The following is an 18,252-nucleotide window of genomic DNA, read 5'->3' as shown; positions in this document are numbered from 1 at the left end:
GCCGCTGGTTAGCAGGCCCGTGCCTGGCATTGTGACATAGAGATTAACGGTTGGGGGAATAAAAAAGCCCGGTGAAACACCGGGCTTTGACTAGCAATTAATGAATCGGCACGGTGTGTAAAGTGCCCGCTTTCATGTCAGGAATCAACAGTGATTTGCCATCTGCCGACAGGCTGATATCTGCTGCGGACTGATACCCCTGAATAATGCGTTGTGGCGTTGCTTTGGGTTCAGTCAGTTGCCAGACATTACCACCTGCCCAGTCGCTCACATACAGCAGGCCGTTGGCATCTCTGACCAGGCCATCTGCACCGCCAAAGCCTTGATTCAACAAGGTGACGCTGGTTTTTTTGCTACCGATTTGCACGCTGAATAGTTTGCCAGTGCCAAAATCAGCCACCAGTAAACGATCCGGGCCATCCATCAGTAAACCATTCGGGCGCTTGATGCCTGCTTTGGCTTTAAGCACCTGCGTCAGTTTGCCATCTGGCGCAATCTTAAAGATGCCTGCACCGTTGCCGTGGTCATCGCCACTGTCTGACACATATACATTGCCCAGGCCGTCGATTTCAATGTCATTTAAAAACACTGGCTTTTGCGGGAAAGCACTGGCCGCAGCAATCACGGTTTGGGTGCCGCTAGCTGCGTCAATGCGTACCACACGATCCATGTCGGCCACATACAACTGGCCATTAAACAGATCCAGCCCTTTCGGGTCGTTTAAGCCATCCGCCAGGATAGTACGTGTACCGTCAGCGGCAATACGTGTGATTTTGCCATCGCCCAATTTGCCAAATTCACCAATTTCAGAGACGTAAGTCACGCCTTCCGGGGTGGCAAATACAGACTCCGGCATGACAAAACCGCTCAAGGTGTTGGCTTCGCTGGCAGTAGATGCTGCACCGTGTGCTGCTGCGCTATGTGTTTTACCATCATAGCTGACACGGTAAATCACGCCATTGTAGTCATCCGATACCAGTAAAGAGCCATCCGGTAGTTGCAGCACATCATTCGGGCGGCCCCATACTTCGCCTTCAGCACTCAGCCAGCCGTCGATAAATGGCTTGGTTTCCTTGACCTGCTGCTGGGCGTCAAATGTCACGCGTACCAACTGGTAGCCGACGGGTACTTTACGGTTCCAGGAACCATGCTGCGCAATCACGGCATTGCCCTGATATTCGGCTGGAAACTGTTTGCCGGTATAAAACTTAAAGCCCAGGTTGGCGGTGTGTGCCTGGAATTCGGCTACTGGTTTGGTCACGTCAGCTGGCGGCGTTTTGTTTTTCCAGTTCGGGTCACGCGCATCGCCACCGGCGTAGTAAGGAAAGCCAAAATGCAAACCGGCTTTAGGGGCCGCGTTAAGTTCGTCGTGTGGCACATCGGCACCTAACAGGTCGACACCATTGTCGGTGAAAAACAGGGTGTTGGTGCCTGGCTGAAAGTCCATGCCTACCGAGTTACGCACACCTTTGGCAAAGGTTTCTACCTGGCTGCCATCCGGATTCATGCGAATAATCGAGGCTTCAATGCCGACCGGGTCACAAATATTGCATGGTGCACCCAAGGTGACATATAACTTGTTGTCCGGGCCTGCCGCCAGGTAGCGCCAGCCGTGGTGTGCCTTGTCTGGCAACTTGTCGTAAATGACTTCACGCATGGCCTTGAATGGCAGGGTTAAATCGAAATCGGGTGCGGCATAACGCGTGATGCGATGTTGCTCAGCGACATATAAATGGCCATCAACCATGGCCACGCCATTGCCTACACTCAGGTCATCCAGAATAGTGACGACCTGGTCGGCTTTATGGTCCTTGTTTTTATCGACCACGGCGTATACTTTGCTGCCGCGTGTGCCGACGTAGACATTGCCGTTGGTGCCCAGCGCCATTTGGCGCGCACCGGGTACTTCTGCGTAGACTTCAACATGAAAGCCTTCCGGCACATGCAGTTTGCTCAAATTTGCGCGCACATCGTTAATATCTGCCCAGGCAGAGGTGGCCAGTGTGGCGAACATGGCGCTGACCAGGCCTGTGATCAGTGGATTCTTTTTCATTTGTATCCCTTTCTCCAAAAGTATTGCAATCAATCCAACTGCAATAGGGCCAGTGTAAGCAGTTGTATCTGCCGTGAAAAGTTAAAAGATATGAAATGATTGCCTAATTCTATGTCAGTAGTGATGGTTATTGCTAATTAGGAGTAATATGAATGCCTATTTATTTTAATCGCACTTATATTATGAATGGTAACGAATGCTGGCATGCGCACGACAAAGACCGCACGATTACGCTGCTTTCGGCACTGACACCGACAGAGGGATTTACCCTGACTGCGCTGGATGGCGTCAAGCTCATGCGCTGGAACCGGGCGATTCCGCGTAGCCCGGTATTTTATGAGCCGAGTATTGTGTTTGTCTGCCAAGGGCGCAAAGTGGGCTACCTGGGCGGTGAGGTTTATCAATATAATCCGCAACAGTTCCTGATCCTGTCGGTGCCGTTGCCATTTGAAAGTGAAACCATCGCCTCCGCCGAGGAGCCATTACTCGCTATTTCCATCCGCATCAATCTGTCTATGGTTTCCGAGCTGTTGTTGAGTGTAGAGCATGCGACGCCAATGAATATTAACGGCAGAAGTGGCATCAGTTCGACACCGCTGGATAAGCAACTGTCGAATGCCGTGGTGCGATTGCTTGAGTGCTTGCAATCTAAAAATGAAGCCGCCGTACTCGGACAGGCGATTATCCGCGAGATTCATTATCGTATCCTGCAGTCTTCGCAAGCGTCGGCCATTTTGGCAGCGCATAGCACCCACAACAATATGGGCAAAATCAGCAAGGCGCTTAGGTTGATTCACGCCGAGTATGCCAATGAACTCAATGTCGATACGCTGGCGGCGGTGTCTGCCATGAGCGTGCCGTCTTTTCATGCCGCATTCAGGGATGTGACGGCTACCTCGCCGATTCAATATTTGAAAAAGACACGCTTGCATAAAGCCCGTTTGCTGATGGTGCAGGACGGTATTAATGCAACCTTGGCTGCGACTAAAGTCGGCTACGAGAGTGCCTCACAGTTCAGCCGCGAGTTCAAGCGCATGTTTGGCAAAAGCCCGATGGAGGAGGTGAGTGCCGTACGCAGCGCATTGATCACATCGCCCGGCGAATTTGTGGCCAATCAGATGGTCGACCAATATGTGACTGTTCAACAGTAAAACGATCATTGTGACAATGAAGCCACGGTTTCTTGAGTCAAATATGCCAACATCGCAGAGGATTAGGCAAGTATTTGATAAGAGCAGGCAAGCACTTTTAGGCTACCTTGTTTAGACTGTTTAGCGATACAGTGGTGATGCTTTGCCATTGGTTAACACGTAACAATAGATGATGGAGATGCTATGAAAACAGCCGCCTATGGTGTACAAAATGCGACCTCACCGGTCGCACCCATGAATATTGATCGCCGCGAGACGGGCCCGCACGACGTCCTGATCGACATCGAGTACTGTGGCATTTGCCACTCGGATATCCACCAAGCCAGGAATGAATGGGGTGGTGGTTCTTTGTATCCCATGGTGCCCGGCCACGAAATTGTCGGCCGTGTGAAAAGTATCGGCAGTCATGTTACCAAATTCAAGCTGGGGCAACTGGTTGGGGTCGGCTGTATGGTCGACTCCTGCCGCCACTGCGAAGACTGTGACGCTGGTGAAGAACAATATTGCAATGGCTCTGTGTTTACCTACAATGCCAAAGACACCAAGCATGGTGGCCTGACCTTTGGTGGCTATGCCGAGCGTATTACCGTTGATGAAAATTTCGTCGTCAGCGTGCCGGAAAACCTGGACACCAAGGCTGTTGCACCGCTGTTGTGTGCCGGTATTACCTTGTATTCACCACTCAAACACTGGGATGTACAGCCCGGCCAGAAAGTGGGCATTATCGGCCTCGGTGGCCTGGGTCATATGGGCGTGAAATTGGCCGCCGCCATGGGCGCGCACGTGGTCATGATTACCACCTCAGCCAGTAAAGCCGGGGATGCCACAAAGTTGGGCGCACATGAAGTGCTGATCTCTAAAAATGCGGATGACATGGCCAAACATGCGGCCAGTTTTGATCTGATTATTGATACTGTGCCAGTCGCACATGACCTCAATCCTTATATCGGCCTGCTCAAGCGCGATAAGACCATCGTGCTGGTCGGACCGCTGGATCCGGTCGAAGTGCATGGCGCCAACCTGATTACCAAGCGCCGCCATGTCGCCGGTTCACTGATTGGTGGCATCGCCGAGACCCAGGAAATGCTCGATTTCTGTGGCAAGCATAATATTGTCAGCGATGTAGAGATGATTGATGCCAACTACATTAATGATGCTTACGAGCGCATGCTCAAGAGTGATGTGAAATACCGCTTTGTGATTGATATCAACTCAATGAAAGCTTAAGCAAACGCGTACCAAAAGCCCTGTTCGGTTGAGCAGGGCTTTTTTATGGATGCAACAGCTTACTTTCAACTAGGATCCGTGGTTGCCAATTTATCGGTTGCCTGCGGGTCAAGACTGTTAGCCTGTAGTTGCCATGCCTCAGCAAATGGGCCGCCATTCGCGCGCAACACGTCTGGCGGGCCATCTTCAATAATCACCCCATTTTTCAACACGATGATTCTATCGAATGAGGCCAGTGTAGAAAGCCGGTGTGCGATGGCTAACACGGTCCGCCCTTGCATCAGCGAGACTAACGCTGACTGGATTTCTTTTTCAGACTGGGAGTCCAGCGCAGAAGTCGCTTCATCCAATATCAAAATTGGGGCGTCTTTCACAAAAGCCCTGGCGATGCCCAGACGTTGCCTTTGTCCCCCCGACAGGCGGATGCCTTTTTCACCCACAATCGTGCGATAGCCTTTGGGCAAGCGGCGAATGAAGGCGTCACAATAGGCATTGCGTGCCGCGCTATATACTTCTTCGTTTGAGGCTTCTGGGCGGCCATAGCGGATATTCTCGAACACCGAGCGGTGGAACAGGGCAATGTCTTGCGGGACGACGGAGATGTTTGCCCGTAAACTGTCTTGTGAGACTTGGTCGATACGCTGGCCGTCAATCAGGATCTGACCGTCCTGAATATCATCCAGGCGCTGAATCAGGCTGATCAAGGTCGATTTCCCGGCACCGGAAGCCCCCACCAGGCCGACTCTCTCACCAGCTTTGATCTCAAATGACAGGTTATCAAATACCTTGTGACCATCTGGATAGGTATAAGACACGTTGTCAAACAGGATATTACCGCTTTCGACTTTAAGTGGTGAGGGTTCATCCGGGTCTTTGACCGAGTGTGGCAGCGCAATCACTTTGAGTGTTTCATTGATGATGCCGAATTGTTGGGCAGTGCCCACCAAGGCAAGGGCAAGGTCTCGCGAACCATGCAATATCCTGAAGGTGAGGGTGCTGACGATGACCACGTCGCCGGTACTGATGCTACCGGCGCGCCAGAGTAATATGGACCAGACTAGCATGCCTGCGCCGGTCACGACCAGGCACATGTCATGCATCACACGGGCCAGTTCTACATACATCCAGCTGCGCCGGTGCGCTTTGGCTTCTCGGTTCAATTCGCGTGACAGCCTGTGTTTTTCGCGATAGCGGGCGGAAAACGCTTTCACTGTCCACACATTGCTCACTACATCGATCATCTTGCCGCTGGCATCGGAGGATCGCCTGGCGTAATTGTCATGTATCCTGCGACCGCGGATGCCGAAGAGGATGAGCAGGCCGGCGACAAATAACACTGAGAACAGCAAGCCCAAACTCATTTGCCAGCGTATGGTCGTTAGTACGAGAATGGCGCCGAGGAAGTCGGTGATCGGCGGCAGGATACGCCAGAACATCGTGGCAAATATCTCACCGGTAGCCGCAGCGGTAGACGTGATGCGGTTGCCCAGTGCGCCTGAAAAGTGCTGGTTGAAGTAGCGCATCGAATGGCCGGTCAGATGCTCGAACAGGTCTAGCCGGATATCGACCCCGCTGGCGACGATGGCGCGGGAGCCTTGCCAGCCACCCAACCGCCACAACAGATTCTCGACGGTGATCAATACCAGGAAAAGGAATAAAGGTGCCCAGACATGGGCGGTGGATCGTACCGAGCTGTCCATGGCATCCACCAGCAGCTTCATGGCATATTGCACACCAACCGCTGAACTGGCGGCGCCGATGATGATGAGGAACACTGAGCCAAACAACCAGGGGCGGCGCGTGATATACAAAAACAGAAAAGGAACCGCTCTATGCGGGAGAGGATGATTTGTCAGGTTCACGGATGAATAGGATGCCAAGTATTGAAGAAGCTGAAGATACGTTTAATTAAACCAGAAAAATCATAACAATGACCTGATCATTTTCTTGGCAAAGTATATTTTTTAGTTGCAATTAGTTTGATTCCATACTATATTGATCCGTATTATGTTGCTGCTTAAAGAATTACCTACCTCCAAAAGCCTGGAAAAGTTTGTGACACGTTATCCCGGCACAGACATTTCGGCCATTTCTGATTTCGTCAGTATCTTGCGTGCAGCGTCGGATATTTCGTCTGCACTGGATGCGTTGTTGGCTCAACATGGGCTGTTGCAAGGTCGCTGGTGGGTGCTGGTATTGCTTATGCGCCAGGACGACCTGACCTCTTCCCCTTCAGAGCTGGCTGACAAGGCCGGTGTGACCAAGGCGACAATGACGGGCTTTATTGACGGCCTGGAGCGCGAAGGGCTGGTGTCCCGTTTTATGGATACCAATGACAGACGCAAATTCCTTATCCGCTTATCGGTGGCCGGGCAGCAAAAACTGGACGAAGTGATGCCGGTGTATGTGCAATGCGTCACGCAGTTTATGAATGTGTTGGGTAAGCCGGAAAGAAATGCCTTGACTACTGACCTCGCCACCTTGGCCAGCCGGGTCGATTTAATCAAGTAAATTGATTGAGTAAAATTTTTTAGTTATTTAGTTTGATTCCATACTATCAATAACCATACTTTATGTTTATGCCATTGACTATCATTGCCATATTGCCGCGCCAACCCCTGAGAGTGTTTCGCTGGGGTGTCTGGTTATTGGCCCTGTTATTAAATGGATGCATCAGCTCCAAAGGCATCATCCCCGCGTCGCAGCCGCTGGCGCAAGATAAACTGGCACTGGGCAAAACGATAGAGGATGCCTCCGCCATTGCCTGGCCGACCGAGCATTGGTGGCAGGCGTATCAGGATGCGCAGTTGGACCGCCTGGTAGAGAAAAGCCTGCGCGATCATCCTGACCTGAAAAAAGCCACGGCGCGCATTGCCTTGACGACGGCGATGGCCGAGCAGGCGCATGCGGCGACCTTGCCGAATGTTGGCGGTAAAGTGAGCTCGTCACGCGAACGTTTTACCGAGTTGAGTTTTATCCCCAAGCCGTGGGCGGGCCGCTTTAACTGGAACAACCAGGCGACGGTAGACATGTCTTACAACCTGGACTTATGGAAACAGCAGAAGTCAGCCTGGCTGGCGGCGCTGGATGAGACCCATGTCAGTGAAGCTGAAATGCAGCAAGTGAAGATTGAGTTGACGGCGGCCATGGTGAAAAGCTACATCCGGCTGGCGGCAGAGTATCAGTGGCGCGACCTGGCAGAAGAGGAACTGGATGATGTGCGCCATGAGATTGCCATTGCTAAAAAAGCGCTGGCTGCCGGGCTGAATACGCAATTAAACCTGAGCCGCCTGGAGGCGAAATTGCCTGCGGCACAAAACAAGCTGGTGCAAATTGAGTTGCACCTGACATTATTAAAAAATCAGATTGCAGCACTCAGTGGTGAAGGGCCGGGTGCGGGTGACAGTCTACAGCGCCCAACATTGCGTTTGTCCGCCAGTATCGGTTTGCCTGATCATTTGCCTGCCAACCTGGTTGGCCGCCGCCCGGATATTGTCGCTGCCAGATGGCGGGTTGAAGCGTCGCAAAAACATATTCAAAGTGCCAAGGCAGCGTTTTACCCAAATATCAATTTGTTGGGCTATATCGGCTTTCAGGCACTGGCGTTTTCCGGCCTGTTTTCCAGTGCCGGTTTAGTCGGCAATTTAGGCCCGGCCATGTCCTTGCCTATTTTTGATGGCGGTAAGCGCCGGGCTAACCTGTCGGCAGAAACGGCGCTGTATGACATGGCGGTAGAGGATTACAACGCCACCATACTCAAGGCACTGGAAAGCATTTCAAATCAGCTTTCCATCTTGAATACGGTGGCGACCGAAACTGACAATACGCAGCAGGCGCTGGCAAAAACCGAGCAGGCGCACAGGTTGGCGATGAAGAATTACCGCGCCGGGTTAAGCAACCTAGTAGAGAGCCTGCAAACCAACGCACTGGTATTGCAACAAAAAGGCATTCTGGTGGAGCAGGAGGCGGTGCGACTGGAAACGTATGCGGCATTGATGCTGGCGCTGGGTGGAGGGGTGATTGATGCTGAGCACGCAGCACATTAATCATTGCATACAGCGGTTACTCGCTGGTATGGCTTTGCTCAGGCAGGGAGCGCGACTGGTGGCCGTGTGCCTGCAACAGGCAGGCACAGACTGGTACCGGCAGGATTTCCCCCTGATTGGCTATTTGTTCAAATACCTGTTGGCCGCTTTTCTGGCGCTCTGGGTAGCCTTGAAAATGGAGATGGATCAACCGGCAACTGCCTTGCTGACGGTGGTGATTGTCATGCATTTCCGCTCCGGCATGGTGATCACCAAAAGCTATTACCGCCTGATCGGTACCGTGATTGGTATTTTGTTTTCCATGTTGCTGGTGGCCTGGTTTGCGCAAGACCGCTTTCCATTTTTTATTGCGGCAGCGCTCTGGATAGGCATGTGTACGGCAGGCTCGCTGGTGTATCGTAACTTCCAGTCTTATGGATTTGTCTTGGCTGGCTATACTTTGTGTATTGTCGGCTTGCCTGCGACGCTGACACCTTGGCATACCTTCCAAATCGCCTCAACCCGCATGTCTGAAATTGGCGTTGGTTTATTAAGTGCGACCTTGGTCAGTGAGCTGGTGCTGCCGCAACGCCTGTGGGAGAACATTCAGGCAGTCGTACGCAGCAAGTTTCGCGATTTCAGCGTATTACTGGGCACCGGCGCACCTGCTGGGCTCAATCAGCCGTTTTTAAAGTTCATGCAAGATATTTATCAGTTGGAGGCATTTCGTTCGTCTGCGCAGTTTGAAACGGATGATGCGCGGGTACACAGTGCAACCATCAACCGGCTCAATGTGCAGTTTATGGCAGTTTCTACGACCTATGTCGTCTTGCAGAGGCTGATCCAGCGTTTACAAACCCGTGTGGCGTCAAAGGAAGCAGACGCTTTGCAGGTCTTGATGCAGCCCTTATCTGCCGCGGTGCTCATAGACGGGCAGCCTGCTAGTCATGCTGAAGCCATCACCCGGGTGCAGCAAGCTGTCGCAGCGTTTCAACATGATTTTGATACGCGCCTGGCGGTGCAGTTACAACACTTGCTGATGCATCCGGAGGTCAATCAGCTGGAGGTGGAAACCGGTGGAGAATTGCTGTCGCGCCTGGCAAAAGAGTTGACTGCCTACCTGGACACCTATGCATTGTTAGTGGCACAGCCACGTGCGCGCAAAGTGGCGAGCCGTGAATTCACCGCTGACCAGTTGCATATGCACATTGACTGGTTGCCGGTGTCGATTGCGGCGACCCGTGGCGCACTCACCTTGCTGATCCTGGCGGCCATCTGGATGACCATAGACTGGCCCTCCGGGATCCTGGCCATGACGCTGGGGGTGATTACAAGTACCTTGTTTGCGGCTAGTCCGGCGCCAATGGCCACTATCCGTCAATTCTCAGTAGGGGTGTTGCTGGGCATCGTGCTGGTGTACATCAGCAATGTATTCTGGCTCACCGCGGTACATGATTATGTCATGCTCTGTATCGCGATTACGCCTGCAGTTTTGCTCACCGCCTGGCTAAGTGCACGACCAGCCACCACCTTGGTGGGCGCAGGATTGGGCATTGCTTACTTTTTGATGGTGGGATTCAACCAGGCGCTGGGCGATAACCCAGTCAAATATTTTAACGACTCTATTGCACTCATGGTGGCACTGGTGGTGTCCGGCATCATGTTCAGCCTGACGGATTATGCGGCGAGTCCCTGGGCCAAGGCTCGTGTGTTTACCCAATTACGCAAATTAGTGGTCGATGCCTGTCTGCATGCGAGCATGACTGCGCCCATTTTTGAAATGCGGACGCGCGATTTGATCCAGCGTTCCGGCAGTGTGCACCGCCCACAAGAGGCTGAAAGTGTGCGTGTGGTAGAAGCCTTGTGTGCTGCGCTAGAGGTGGGGCATGCCGTGTTGGCGTTACGTGCGGTTGCCAGGGGGGTATTGGCGCAGCCTTATCAATTGGTGCAACGCACACTGACGTTGGTCGCCAGTTATTACAAACAGCCAGGGTTGGCGCAGCAGCAAGCAGTGTTGCAATGGTTGGATCATTTTCTGGCATGGTTGCAAGGCGGGGAGTATGCCGATGCACTCCTGCCTTCACAAGTGCGAAAGCTCACCACGCAATTGCATTTTATCAGGTTGGTCATCGCGGCAGAAATGCCGCAGGACCAGGCTTCAACGTCAACCGGAGCTGACTCATGATGCATGAATGGATTCCGCGTGAGTTTGCTTTTCTGGATGCACATGTGCCCACCTTGTTTGTGGCGTTTTTGCTCGCCGCTGCGGCGATCTGGCTGATTGATAAAGTATTGGCCGCCTGGGGGATTTACGACCTGGTGTGGTATCCGGCCTTGTTAAGGGTTTCCTTGTTTTTTGGCTTGTTTTCCGTGTTTGGTTTAATGGTGTATTGAAAGGCTCGTCTATGCAGTCACAGCGTTTCTGGTTTCAGGCAACAAAAGGCATTTTTCGTATAGGTATCACGCTAGCGATTGCTATTGCCGCGGGGCTGTTAGCCTATAAGTTGTGGGTGTGTTATACCGATTACCCGTGGACGCGCGATGGCCGTGTGCGCGCCGATGTGGTGAATATTGCGCCGGATGTGGCCGGGCTGGTGACCGCCGTGCCGGTGCGTGATAACCAGTATGTACACAAAGGCGACGTGCTGTTCCGCATAGACACCATGCATTATCAGCATGCATTGGCGGAGGCGACTGCATTGACCCAGCAGAGAAAGTCCCTGTGGGAGATGAAGAAACAGCAATCTGCCCGCCGTGCGCATCTGGATGATGAAGTGATTTCACGCGAAAACCGTGAGGATACCGATCTGGGAGCACTCGCTGCCAAAGCCGAATATGAGGCCGCCGTGGCCCAGGTGGAAAAAATTAAACTCGATCTCGAGCGTAGCGTGGTGCGTTCGCCGGTCGATGGCTGGGTGTCTAACCTGCTGGTACGCCCGGGTGATTTTGCCCAGGTAGGCGCGGCCAAGCTGGCGGTGATTGACCAGCACTCATTCTGGGTCTATGGCTATTTTGAAGAGCATAAATTAAATATGATCCAGGTGGGGGACGCGGCCGAAGTGCAGCTGCTGGGTAGCCATGCCACGCTCAAAGGCCATGTCGAAAGCATCGCCCATGGCATTACCGACCGCGATAACCCGACCGATATCCGTTTGCTGGCCAATGTGAACCCGACCTTTAACTGGGTGCGACTGGCACAGCGCATCCCGGTGCGTATCCATCTCGACCAGATTCCAGCCGCGATGCCACTGGTCGCCGGGATGACATGTTCGGTGGTAATCAGGCATGGATAAGCGGGGCCACATGCAACAGAACCCGACAGTCTCTGTTAAGATGGACATTCATTGATCACAATCTAAGCGCATGCTTACCGAAAAACCGCCCGCGGGGCTGCTGTCCCTGATTATTTCCATCGTCGCCTACCTGGCATTGGCGCAAGCTGACAAAGTCATGCATATCGGCCAGCCCGAGTCGCTGACCATTTCCATCCTGTTTGTGCTGCTGATTATCAACCTGGCTTTCCAGCTGTCGTTCCAGGTGGAATATGTGGCCGAACGGCTCAAAGAGCCTTATGGCACCATGATCCTGACCATCAGCGCGGTCATCATTGAAGTGGTGATTATTGTCATGATGCTCAGCCATACCTCGTCAACCACGCTGGCCAGGGATGCGATTTATTCTGCGGTGATGCTCGATATCAACGGTATTTTGGGTTTGTGTGCGATTGTTGGTGGTATTAAATACGGCGAGGTGGAGTACAACGTCAACTCCGGCAACACCTACATCGTCATGATCATGACGGCACTGGGCATCTCCATGGCACTGCCAGCTTTTTTGCCGCCCGAACACTGGCGTTTGTATTCGATGTTTACCATCGTCACCATGAGCGTGTTTTATGCATTGTTCCTGAAAATGCAAACCGGGCGCCATCGTAACTATTTCAGTTACCGCGACCAACATCAGGCACAAACCGGGCAGTCGGCTGGCGCGATGAGCGCGGATGTCAGATTTTCCATTCTTTACATGTTGGCTGGCATCATTACCATCGGTTTCCTGTCTGAGGAAATGAGCATGCATATGGATGCCGGTTTAACCGGCAGTGGCGTGCCACCTATTGTGGCTGCGATTGTGGTCGCCATCATCGCGGCCAGCCCGGAAGTACTGACGGCGTTGAAGGCTGCGGTCAATGATCGCATGCAAACGGTGGTGAATATTTCACTGGGTGCCACCTTGTCGACGGTGATTCTGACTGTGCCGGTGATTGAGGCCATTGCCCTGATCGAAGACAGACCGCTGATTGTCGGTTTGTCGCCGACGCAGATGGTGATGACGTTCCTGACCCTGATTGTCGCGACCATCAATTTGCATGATGGTGAAACCAATGCGATTGAAGGCATGACGCATTTTGTATTATTTATGGCCTTTGCCATGCTGGCCGCTTTGGGTATGTAGTGTTGTTTTTATAATGTTTGTCGCGAATTAATCATCCTTTATGAATACCGTTCTTGAGTTGATACAGCAATATGGCTTGCTGATCGTGTTTGCCAGCGTCTTTCTTGAGCAAATGGGCCTGCCTTTACCAGCCTACCCGACCTTGTTGCTGGCAGGCGTGCTGATTGGCAATGGGCAATATTCGTTTGCGGCAATGTTGTTGGTGGCAGTGGTTGCCGCGCTGATGGCCGACTCCATCTGGTATCGCGCGGGCCGCAAATATGGCAAACGCGTGATGGGCAAGCTGTGCAAAATCTCTTTATCGCCGGATACCTGTGTCCGGCAAACTGAAGCGCTTTACCTGAAATTCGGTCCGCCTGCCTTGCTGGTCTGCAAGTTCGTGCCCGGCTTTGCGTCTATCTCCAGTGCACTGGCAGGCTCCTCCGGCACACGCTACTGGTTATTCGTATTGATGGACGGCCTGGGTGCCGTGCTATGGGCGGGCTCCGCATTGTGGTTGGGGCATTTGTTCAGCTCTGCCATTGATGAGCTGATGCTCACGCTGGTCGAGATGGGTAAGTGGGGCACCTTGCTGGTGCTGGTGCTGATTACGGCTTTTATCGCCGCCAAATGGTGGGACAGGCAACGGTTTATCAAGAGTTTGCGCATGGCGCGTATCAGCGTCGACGAATTAAATACGCTGTTGAATAGCGGCGCGGCGCCGGTGATTCTCGATACGCGGGCCAAACACCTGGTAGAGGACGGCTGGATTTCAGGCGCGCAGTTTGTGACGCTAGAAGACGTAGATCAACTGGTGCTGGAGATTGATGAAGATGCGCCAGTCGTGCTTTATTGCTCTTGCCCCAATGAGGTGACGGCGGCCAAGGTGGCCAAAAAACTCATCGGCAGAGGTTACCGCAATATTCGCCCACTTACGGGTGGCATAGATGCCTGGCGCGATGCTGGTTTTGAGATCACCACGCCAGAAAAAGAAGCCATGATGAAGGACATGCATGTTTAACGTAGTGGGGATTGCGCTCAAGCGCCCGTATACTTTTGTGGTCATGGCGCTGCTGATTTTGATTTTTGGCACGCTGTCTGCCATGCGTAGCCCGGTCGATATTTTTCCTGAAATCCGCATCCCGGTGGTGGCAGTTGCCTGGCAATATACCGGCTTACCGCCCGATGATATGGCTGGCCGAATTACCACGCTTTACCAGCGCACGCTGACGACGACCGTCAATGATATTGAACATATCGAGGCCAACTCCTATAACGGCTTCGCCATCGTTAAAATCTTTTTCCATGCCGGGGTGAATATCGCCACGGCCAATGCGCAGGTATCGGCGATTTCGCAAACGGTGACGCGGCAAATGCCGACTGGCACCACACCGCCGCTGATCCTGAATTACAACGCATCTACGGTGCCAATTTTGCAGATTGCCTTGTCTGGCAAAGGCCTGACCGAGCAAAACCTGGCTGACCTCGGCTTGAACGCCGTGCGTATCCGCCTGGTGACTGTGCCCGGCGCGGGCGTGCCTTTCCCTTATGGCGGCAAGAGCCGACAAATCCAGATCGACCTTAATCCGGCTGCATTGCAGGCCCGCGGCCTGTCGGCGCAGGATATTTCCAATGCACTGGCTGCCCATAATATGGTGGTACCGATCGGTACGCAGAAAATCGGCAGCATTGAATACACCTTAAACCTCAATAATGCCGCCGCGGCGATTGAAGACCTGGCCAATATCCCGGTGAAAGTAGTCAATGGTGCCACCGTGTATATGCGTGATATCGGCCAGGTGCGTGACGGTAACCCGCCGCAAACCAATATCGTGCATGTGGATGGTAACCGCTCGGTGCTGATGACCATCCTCAAGAATGGTGCAATTTCGACGCTGGCCATTGTCGATGGCATTAAAGCCAAACTGGAGGAAATCAAACCGGGCTTGCCAGAGACGCTGATCGCGACGCCGATCAATGACCAGTCTATTTTTGTGCGTGCCGCGATTGATGGCGTGGTATTTGAAGGCGTGCTGGCGGCGATTTTAACCAGCCTCATGATTCTGCTGTTTTTGGGCAGCTGGCGTTCGTCGCTGATTATCGCCACCTCCATTCCGCTGTCTATCCTGGGGGCGATTATTGGCTTGTCCGCCATCGGCGAAACGCTGAATATCATGACCCTGGGTGGCCTGGCACTGGCGGTAGGTTTACTGGTGGATGAGGCGACAGTCACCATCGAAAACATCAACTGGCACCTGGAGCAGGGCAAGCCGGTCGAGCAGTCTATCCTCGATGGCGCAGCACAAATCGTCACGCCAGCCTTTGTGTCGCTGCTGTGTATCTGTATCGTATTTGTGCCTATGTTTTTCCTCGAGGGCGTGTCGCGCTACCTGTTTGTGCCCATGGCTGAAGCGGTGATGTTTGCCATGGTCAGCTCATTTATTTTGTCGCGGACGCTGGTGCCGACCATGGCGAATTACCTGCTTAAGCCACATCTGCATGAAGAGCAGAGACCAGTCAGCCGTAACCCGCTGGTGCGTTTTCAACAATGGTTTGAAGCCCGGTTTGAGCGCATCCGTCATGGCTATAAAGCCATCCTGATATTGGCTGTCGACCATAGTCGTTTGTTTATGGCTGGCTTTATGGCGGTGGTCATGCTGTCGTTTTTATTGCTCCCCATGCTGGGCAGCAATTTCTTCCCCAGTGTCGATAGCGGGCAAATTCTCATGCATGCGCGCGTGCCGGTCGGGACGCGGATTGAAGACACCGCCAACCGCTTTGCCAATATTCAGGCGGCGATTAAAAAGGTCATTCCTGCAGATGAAATCCTGACCATTGTTGACAACATTGGCATGCCGATCAGTAGTATCAACATGACCTATAACAATACCGGCCTGACCGGCGCGCATGATGGCGATATTCAGATTGCGCTCAAGGAACATCATGCACCGACGGCCGACTATATCCGCACCTTGCGCGAAGTGTTACCCAAGCAGTTTCCGGATACCACTTTTTCGTTTCCGCCTGCCGATATTGTCAGCCAGATCCTGAACTTCGGTTCGCCTGCGCCAATTGATATCCAGATACGCGGTGGCAAACTGGCCGACGATTTTACTTATGCCAACCAGTTATTGGCCAAGGTGCGTCAGGTGCCTGGCGTGGTCGATGCACGTATCCAGCAATCACGCAGCCGGCCTTCATTTGATATCACCATTGATAAAACCCGCGCGCAGGAAATCGGCATCAGTACGCGCGATGTGACCAATAGCATGGTGATCAATATGGCGGGCAGTTCGCAAGTCTCACCTACTTACTGGCTCAACCCGGCCAATGGCGTGACCTATCCTATTGTGTTGCAAACACCGCAATATCAACTGGATAGCCTGAATGCGCTGGCTAATTTGCCGATTAGCGGTAGCGATGGCCCGTTGCAGACTTTGGGCGGCCTGGCGACCTTTAAACGTAGTGTCGGCAATGCCGTGGTAAGCCAGTACGATATCCAGCCTATGGTGCAAGTGCATGCCAGCACGCAAGATCGCGATCTCGGTGCCGTGGCGGCCGATATCCGCAAGATTCTGGATGAGACCAAAGACCAGGTGCCCAAGGCAGCCAGTGTGGTCATGCTGGGGCAGGCCTATACCATGGACCATGCCTTCACCGGCCTGTTTTTTGGCCTGCTGGGGGCGATTGTGCTGATTTACCTGCTGATTGTGGTTAACCTGCAATCCTGGAGTGACCCGTTTGTCATTATTTCTGCCTTGCCGGCGGCATTGGCGGGTATTGTCTGGATGCTGTTTGTGACCTACACCCCCTTATCGGTGCCCGCCCTGACTGGCGCCATTATGTGTATGGGCGTGGCGACGGCCAACAGTGTGCTGGTGATCAGCTTTGCCCGCGAGCGCCTGGCTGAGCTGCAAGATGCCACTGCGGCGGCGATTGATGCAGGGTTTGTGCGCTTCCGTCCGGTGTTAATGACAGCACTCGCAATGGTGATCGGCATGACGCCGATGGCCCTGGGCCTGGGCGAAGGCGGCGAGCAGAATGCCCCATTGGGCCGTGCCGTGATTGGCGGCTTGTTATTTGCGACGGTGGCCACGCTGCTGTTTGTGCCGGTGGTGTTTAACGCCATCCACAAAAAGCACTACCCGCGCCCTGTCAGTGTTTCTACCGGAGATGTACATGCGTAATGCGACGACGGGGACTTCCCGTGGACTTAAACTGGGTGGCCTGCTGTTGGCCCTGGCTGCGATTGGGATTGTGGTGATTGGTGTGACCAGTCGCGCGGGTAACCACGAAAAACTCAAGGCCTGGACAGACAAACAGGCCGTGGCGACCGTGAGTGTCAGCCAGCCTGATCATGGTGCAGAAGCGGGCAGCCTGAACCTGCCTGGCCGCTTTGAGGCCTATGCCCGTGCGCCTATTTATGCGCGTGTGAGCGGGTATCTGAAAAACTGGAAGGTCGATATCGGCGGCAGTGTCAAAAGTGGACAACTGTTGGCCGAAATCGAAACCCCGGACCTAGATCAGGAGCTATTACAGGCCAAAGCTGACCTGGCTAGTGCCCAGGCCAATGTTGCGCTGGCGGAAACCACGGCCAAACGCTGGCAGGATATGCTGAAAACGCAGTCGATCGCGCGGCAGGAAGTCGATGAAAAGCTGGGTGACTATCAAAGCAAGCAGGCAATTGTGAAAGCGGCTGAAGCCAATGTGAACCGCCTGCTTGCGCTCAAGAGCTTTGCGAAAATTCTGGCGCCTTTTGACGGTTCGGTCACGGCGCGTAATACCGATACCGGGGCCCTGATTAATGCGGGCAATAGCGGTACGACGGCACAGCCATTGTTTGAAGTGTCCAATACCCGCAAGTTGCGTTTATACATCAATGTGCCGCAAAACTATGTCAGCCAGATCAAGCCAGGCGGCAAAGCGCAGTTTACGGTGCCAGATTCGCCGGACGCCGTGTTTGAGGCGACCATACAGTCGACTTCGGGTGCTATTAATGCGTCGTCTGGAACGACATTGGTACAGTTGCTGGTGGATAATGCGGCGGGCCGTTTCCTGCCAGGCGGCTTTGCTAACGTGAACCTGGCATTGAATGATGCCGCTGGCCGCTTAAGTATTCCGGCCAGTGCCCTGATTTTTGATCAGAACGGGCTTAAAGTAGCGACGGTGGGCCAAGATCACAAAGTGATATTAAAGACGATTACGATTGCACGTGACCTTGGCAAAACCCTGGAAGTGCAGTCTGGCCTGACCAGCCAGGATCAGGTGATTGAAAACCCGCCAGATGGTGTCACTGATGGTGTGCTGGTGAATATTGCTGCAGGCACAGACGTACCCAAATAAGGGAGCGGCTGAAGCTGCAGGC

General features: G+C 53.3%; 13 protein-coding genes. 11 read left to right on the top strand and 2 right to left on the bottom strand.

Annotation, left to right across the window (positions count from 1 at the left end):
* Positions 1-97 precede the first annotated feature (97 nt).
* Positions 98-2,053, bottom strand: a complete 1,956-nt coding sequence (locus tag MET42_RS0112070; protein ID WP_019883290.1) for an SMP-30/gluconolactonase/LRE family protein — start codon at positions 2,051-2,053, stop codon at positions 98-100.
* A gap of 152 nt (positions 2,054-2,205) precedes the next feature.
* Here MET42_RS0112070 and MET42_RS0112065 point away from each other — a divergent pair, with 152 nt between their 5' ends.
* Both MET42_RS0112065 and MET42_RS0112060 read left to right on the top strand, forming a co-directional pair.
* On the top strand, positions 2,206-3,204 hold the full coding sequence (locus tag MET42_RS0112065) for an AraC family transcriptional regulator (protein ID WP_019883289.1): 999 nt from the start codon (positions 2,206-2,208) through the stop codon (positions 3,202-3,204).
* A 183-nt stretch (positions 3,205-3,387) separates the two neighbouring features.
* Positions 3,388-4,431 (top strand): NAD(P)-dependent alcohol dehydrogenase, encoded by a 1,044-nt coding sequence (locus MET42_RS0112060; RefSeq protein WP_019883288.1) that lies wholly within the window; start codon positions 3,388-3,390, stop codon positions 4,429-4,431.
* Positions 4,432-4,496: 65 nt separating this feature from the next.
* On the opposite strand, the gene MET42_RS0112055 is transcribed toward MET42_RS0112060, so the two are convergent.
* A complete protein-coding gene (locus MET42_RS0112055; protein WP_019883287.1) occupies positions 4,497-6,242 on the bottom strand; it encodes an ABC transporter ATP-binding protein in 1,746 nt (581 codons plus the stop codon).
* 196 nt (positions 6,243-6,438) lie between these two features.
* Between MET42_RS0112055 and MET42_RS0112050 the strand changes: the two genes are divergently transcribed.
* From MET42_RS0112050 to MET42_RS0112010, 9 genes are all read left to right on the top strand, one after another.
* Positions 6,439-6,942 (top strand): MarR family winged helix-turn-helix transcriptional regulator, encoded by a 504-nt coding sequence (locus tag MET42_RS0112050; RefSeq protein ID WP_019883286.1) that lies wholly within the window; start codon positions 6,439-6,441, stop codon positions 6,940-6,942.
* A gap of 68 nt (positions 6,943-7,010) precedes the next feature.
* Positions 7,011-8,477, top strand: coding sequence for an efflux transporter outer membrane subunit (locus tag MET42_RS0112045; protein ID WP_232411552.1), 1,467 nt, complete (start codon positions 7,011-7,013; stop codon positions 8,475-8,477).
* Positions 8,455-10,641, top strand: coding sequence for an FUSC family protein (locus MET42_RS0112040; RefSeq protein ID WP_019883284.1), 2,187 nt, complete (start codon positions 8,455-8,457; stop codon positions 10,639-10,641). Before MET42_RS0112045 ends, MET42_RS0112040 begins: the two co-directional genes overlap by 23 nt.
* Complete coding sequence (locus tag MET42_RS0112035; RefSeq protein WP_019883283.1) at positions 10,638-10,850, top strand: DUF1656 domain-containing protein; 213 nt, start codon at positions 10,638-10,640, stop codon at positions 10,848-10,850. The genes MET42_RS0112040 and MET42_RS0112035 overlap by 4 nt, the downstream gene beginning before the upstream one ends.
* Before the next feature lie 11 nt (positions 10,851-10,861).
* Positions 10,862-11,749, top strand: coding sequence for an efflux RND transporter periplasmic adaptor subunit (locus tag MET42_RS0112030; RefSeq protein WP_019883282.1), 888 nt, complete (start codon positions 10,862-10,864; stop codon positions 11,747-11,749).
* A 70-nt stretch (positions 11,750-11,819) separates the two neighbouring features.
* Positions 11,820-12,908, top strand: coding sequence for a calcium:proton antiporter (locus MET42_RS0112025; protein ID WP_019883281.1), 1,089 nt, complete (start codon positions 11,820-11,822; stop codon positions 12,906-12,908).
* Between the two features lie 40 nt (positions 12,909-12,948).
* Positions 12,949-13,908 carry a DedA family protein/thiosulfate sulfurtransferase GlpE gene (locus MET42_RS0112020; protein ID WP_019883280.1) on the top strand — a complete coding sequence of 320 codons (960 nt, stop codon included), beginning with the start codon at positions 12,949-12,951 and terminating at the stop codon, positions 13,906-13,908.
* Positions 13,901-17,074 carry an efflux RND transporter permease subunit gene (locus MET42_RS0112015; RefSeq protein ID WP_019883279.1) on the top strand — a complete coding sequence of 1,058 codons (3,174 nt, stop codon included), beginning with the start codon at positions 13,901-13,903 and terminating at the stop codon, positions 17,072-17,074. Before MET42_RS0112020 ends, MET42_RS0112015 begins: the two co-directional genes overlap by 8 nt.
* On the top strand, positions 17,067-18,230 hold the full coding sequence (locus tag MET42_RS0112010; RefSeq protein ID WP_019883278.1) for an efflux RND transporter periplasmic adaptor subunit: 1,164 nt from the start codon (positions 17,067-17,069) through the stop codon (positions 18,228-18,230). Before MET42_RS0112015 ends, MET42_RS0112010 begins: the two co-directional genes overlap by 8 nt.
* The last annotated feature ends 22 nt before the right edge of the window (positions 18,231-18,252 follow it).

Origin of the sequence: Methylophilus sp. 42 (genome assembly GCF_000384155.1) — a bacterium.
Lineage (GTDB): Bacteria > Pseudomonadota > Gammaproteobacteria > Burkholderiales > Methylophilaceae > Methylophilus.
This window is presented reverse-complemented; position numbering and strand designations above follow the sequence as displayed.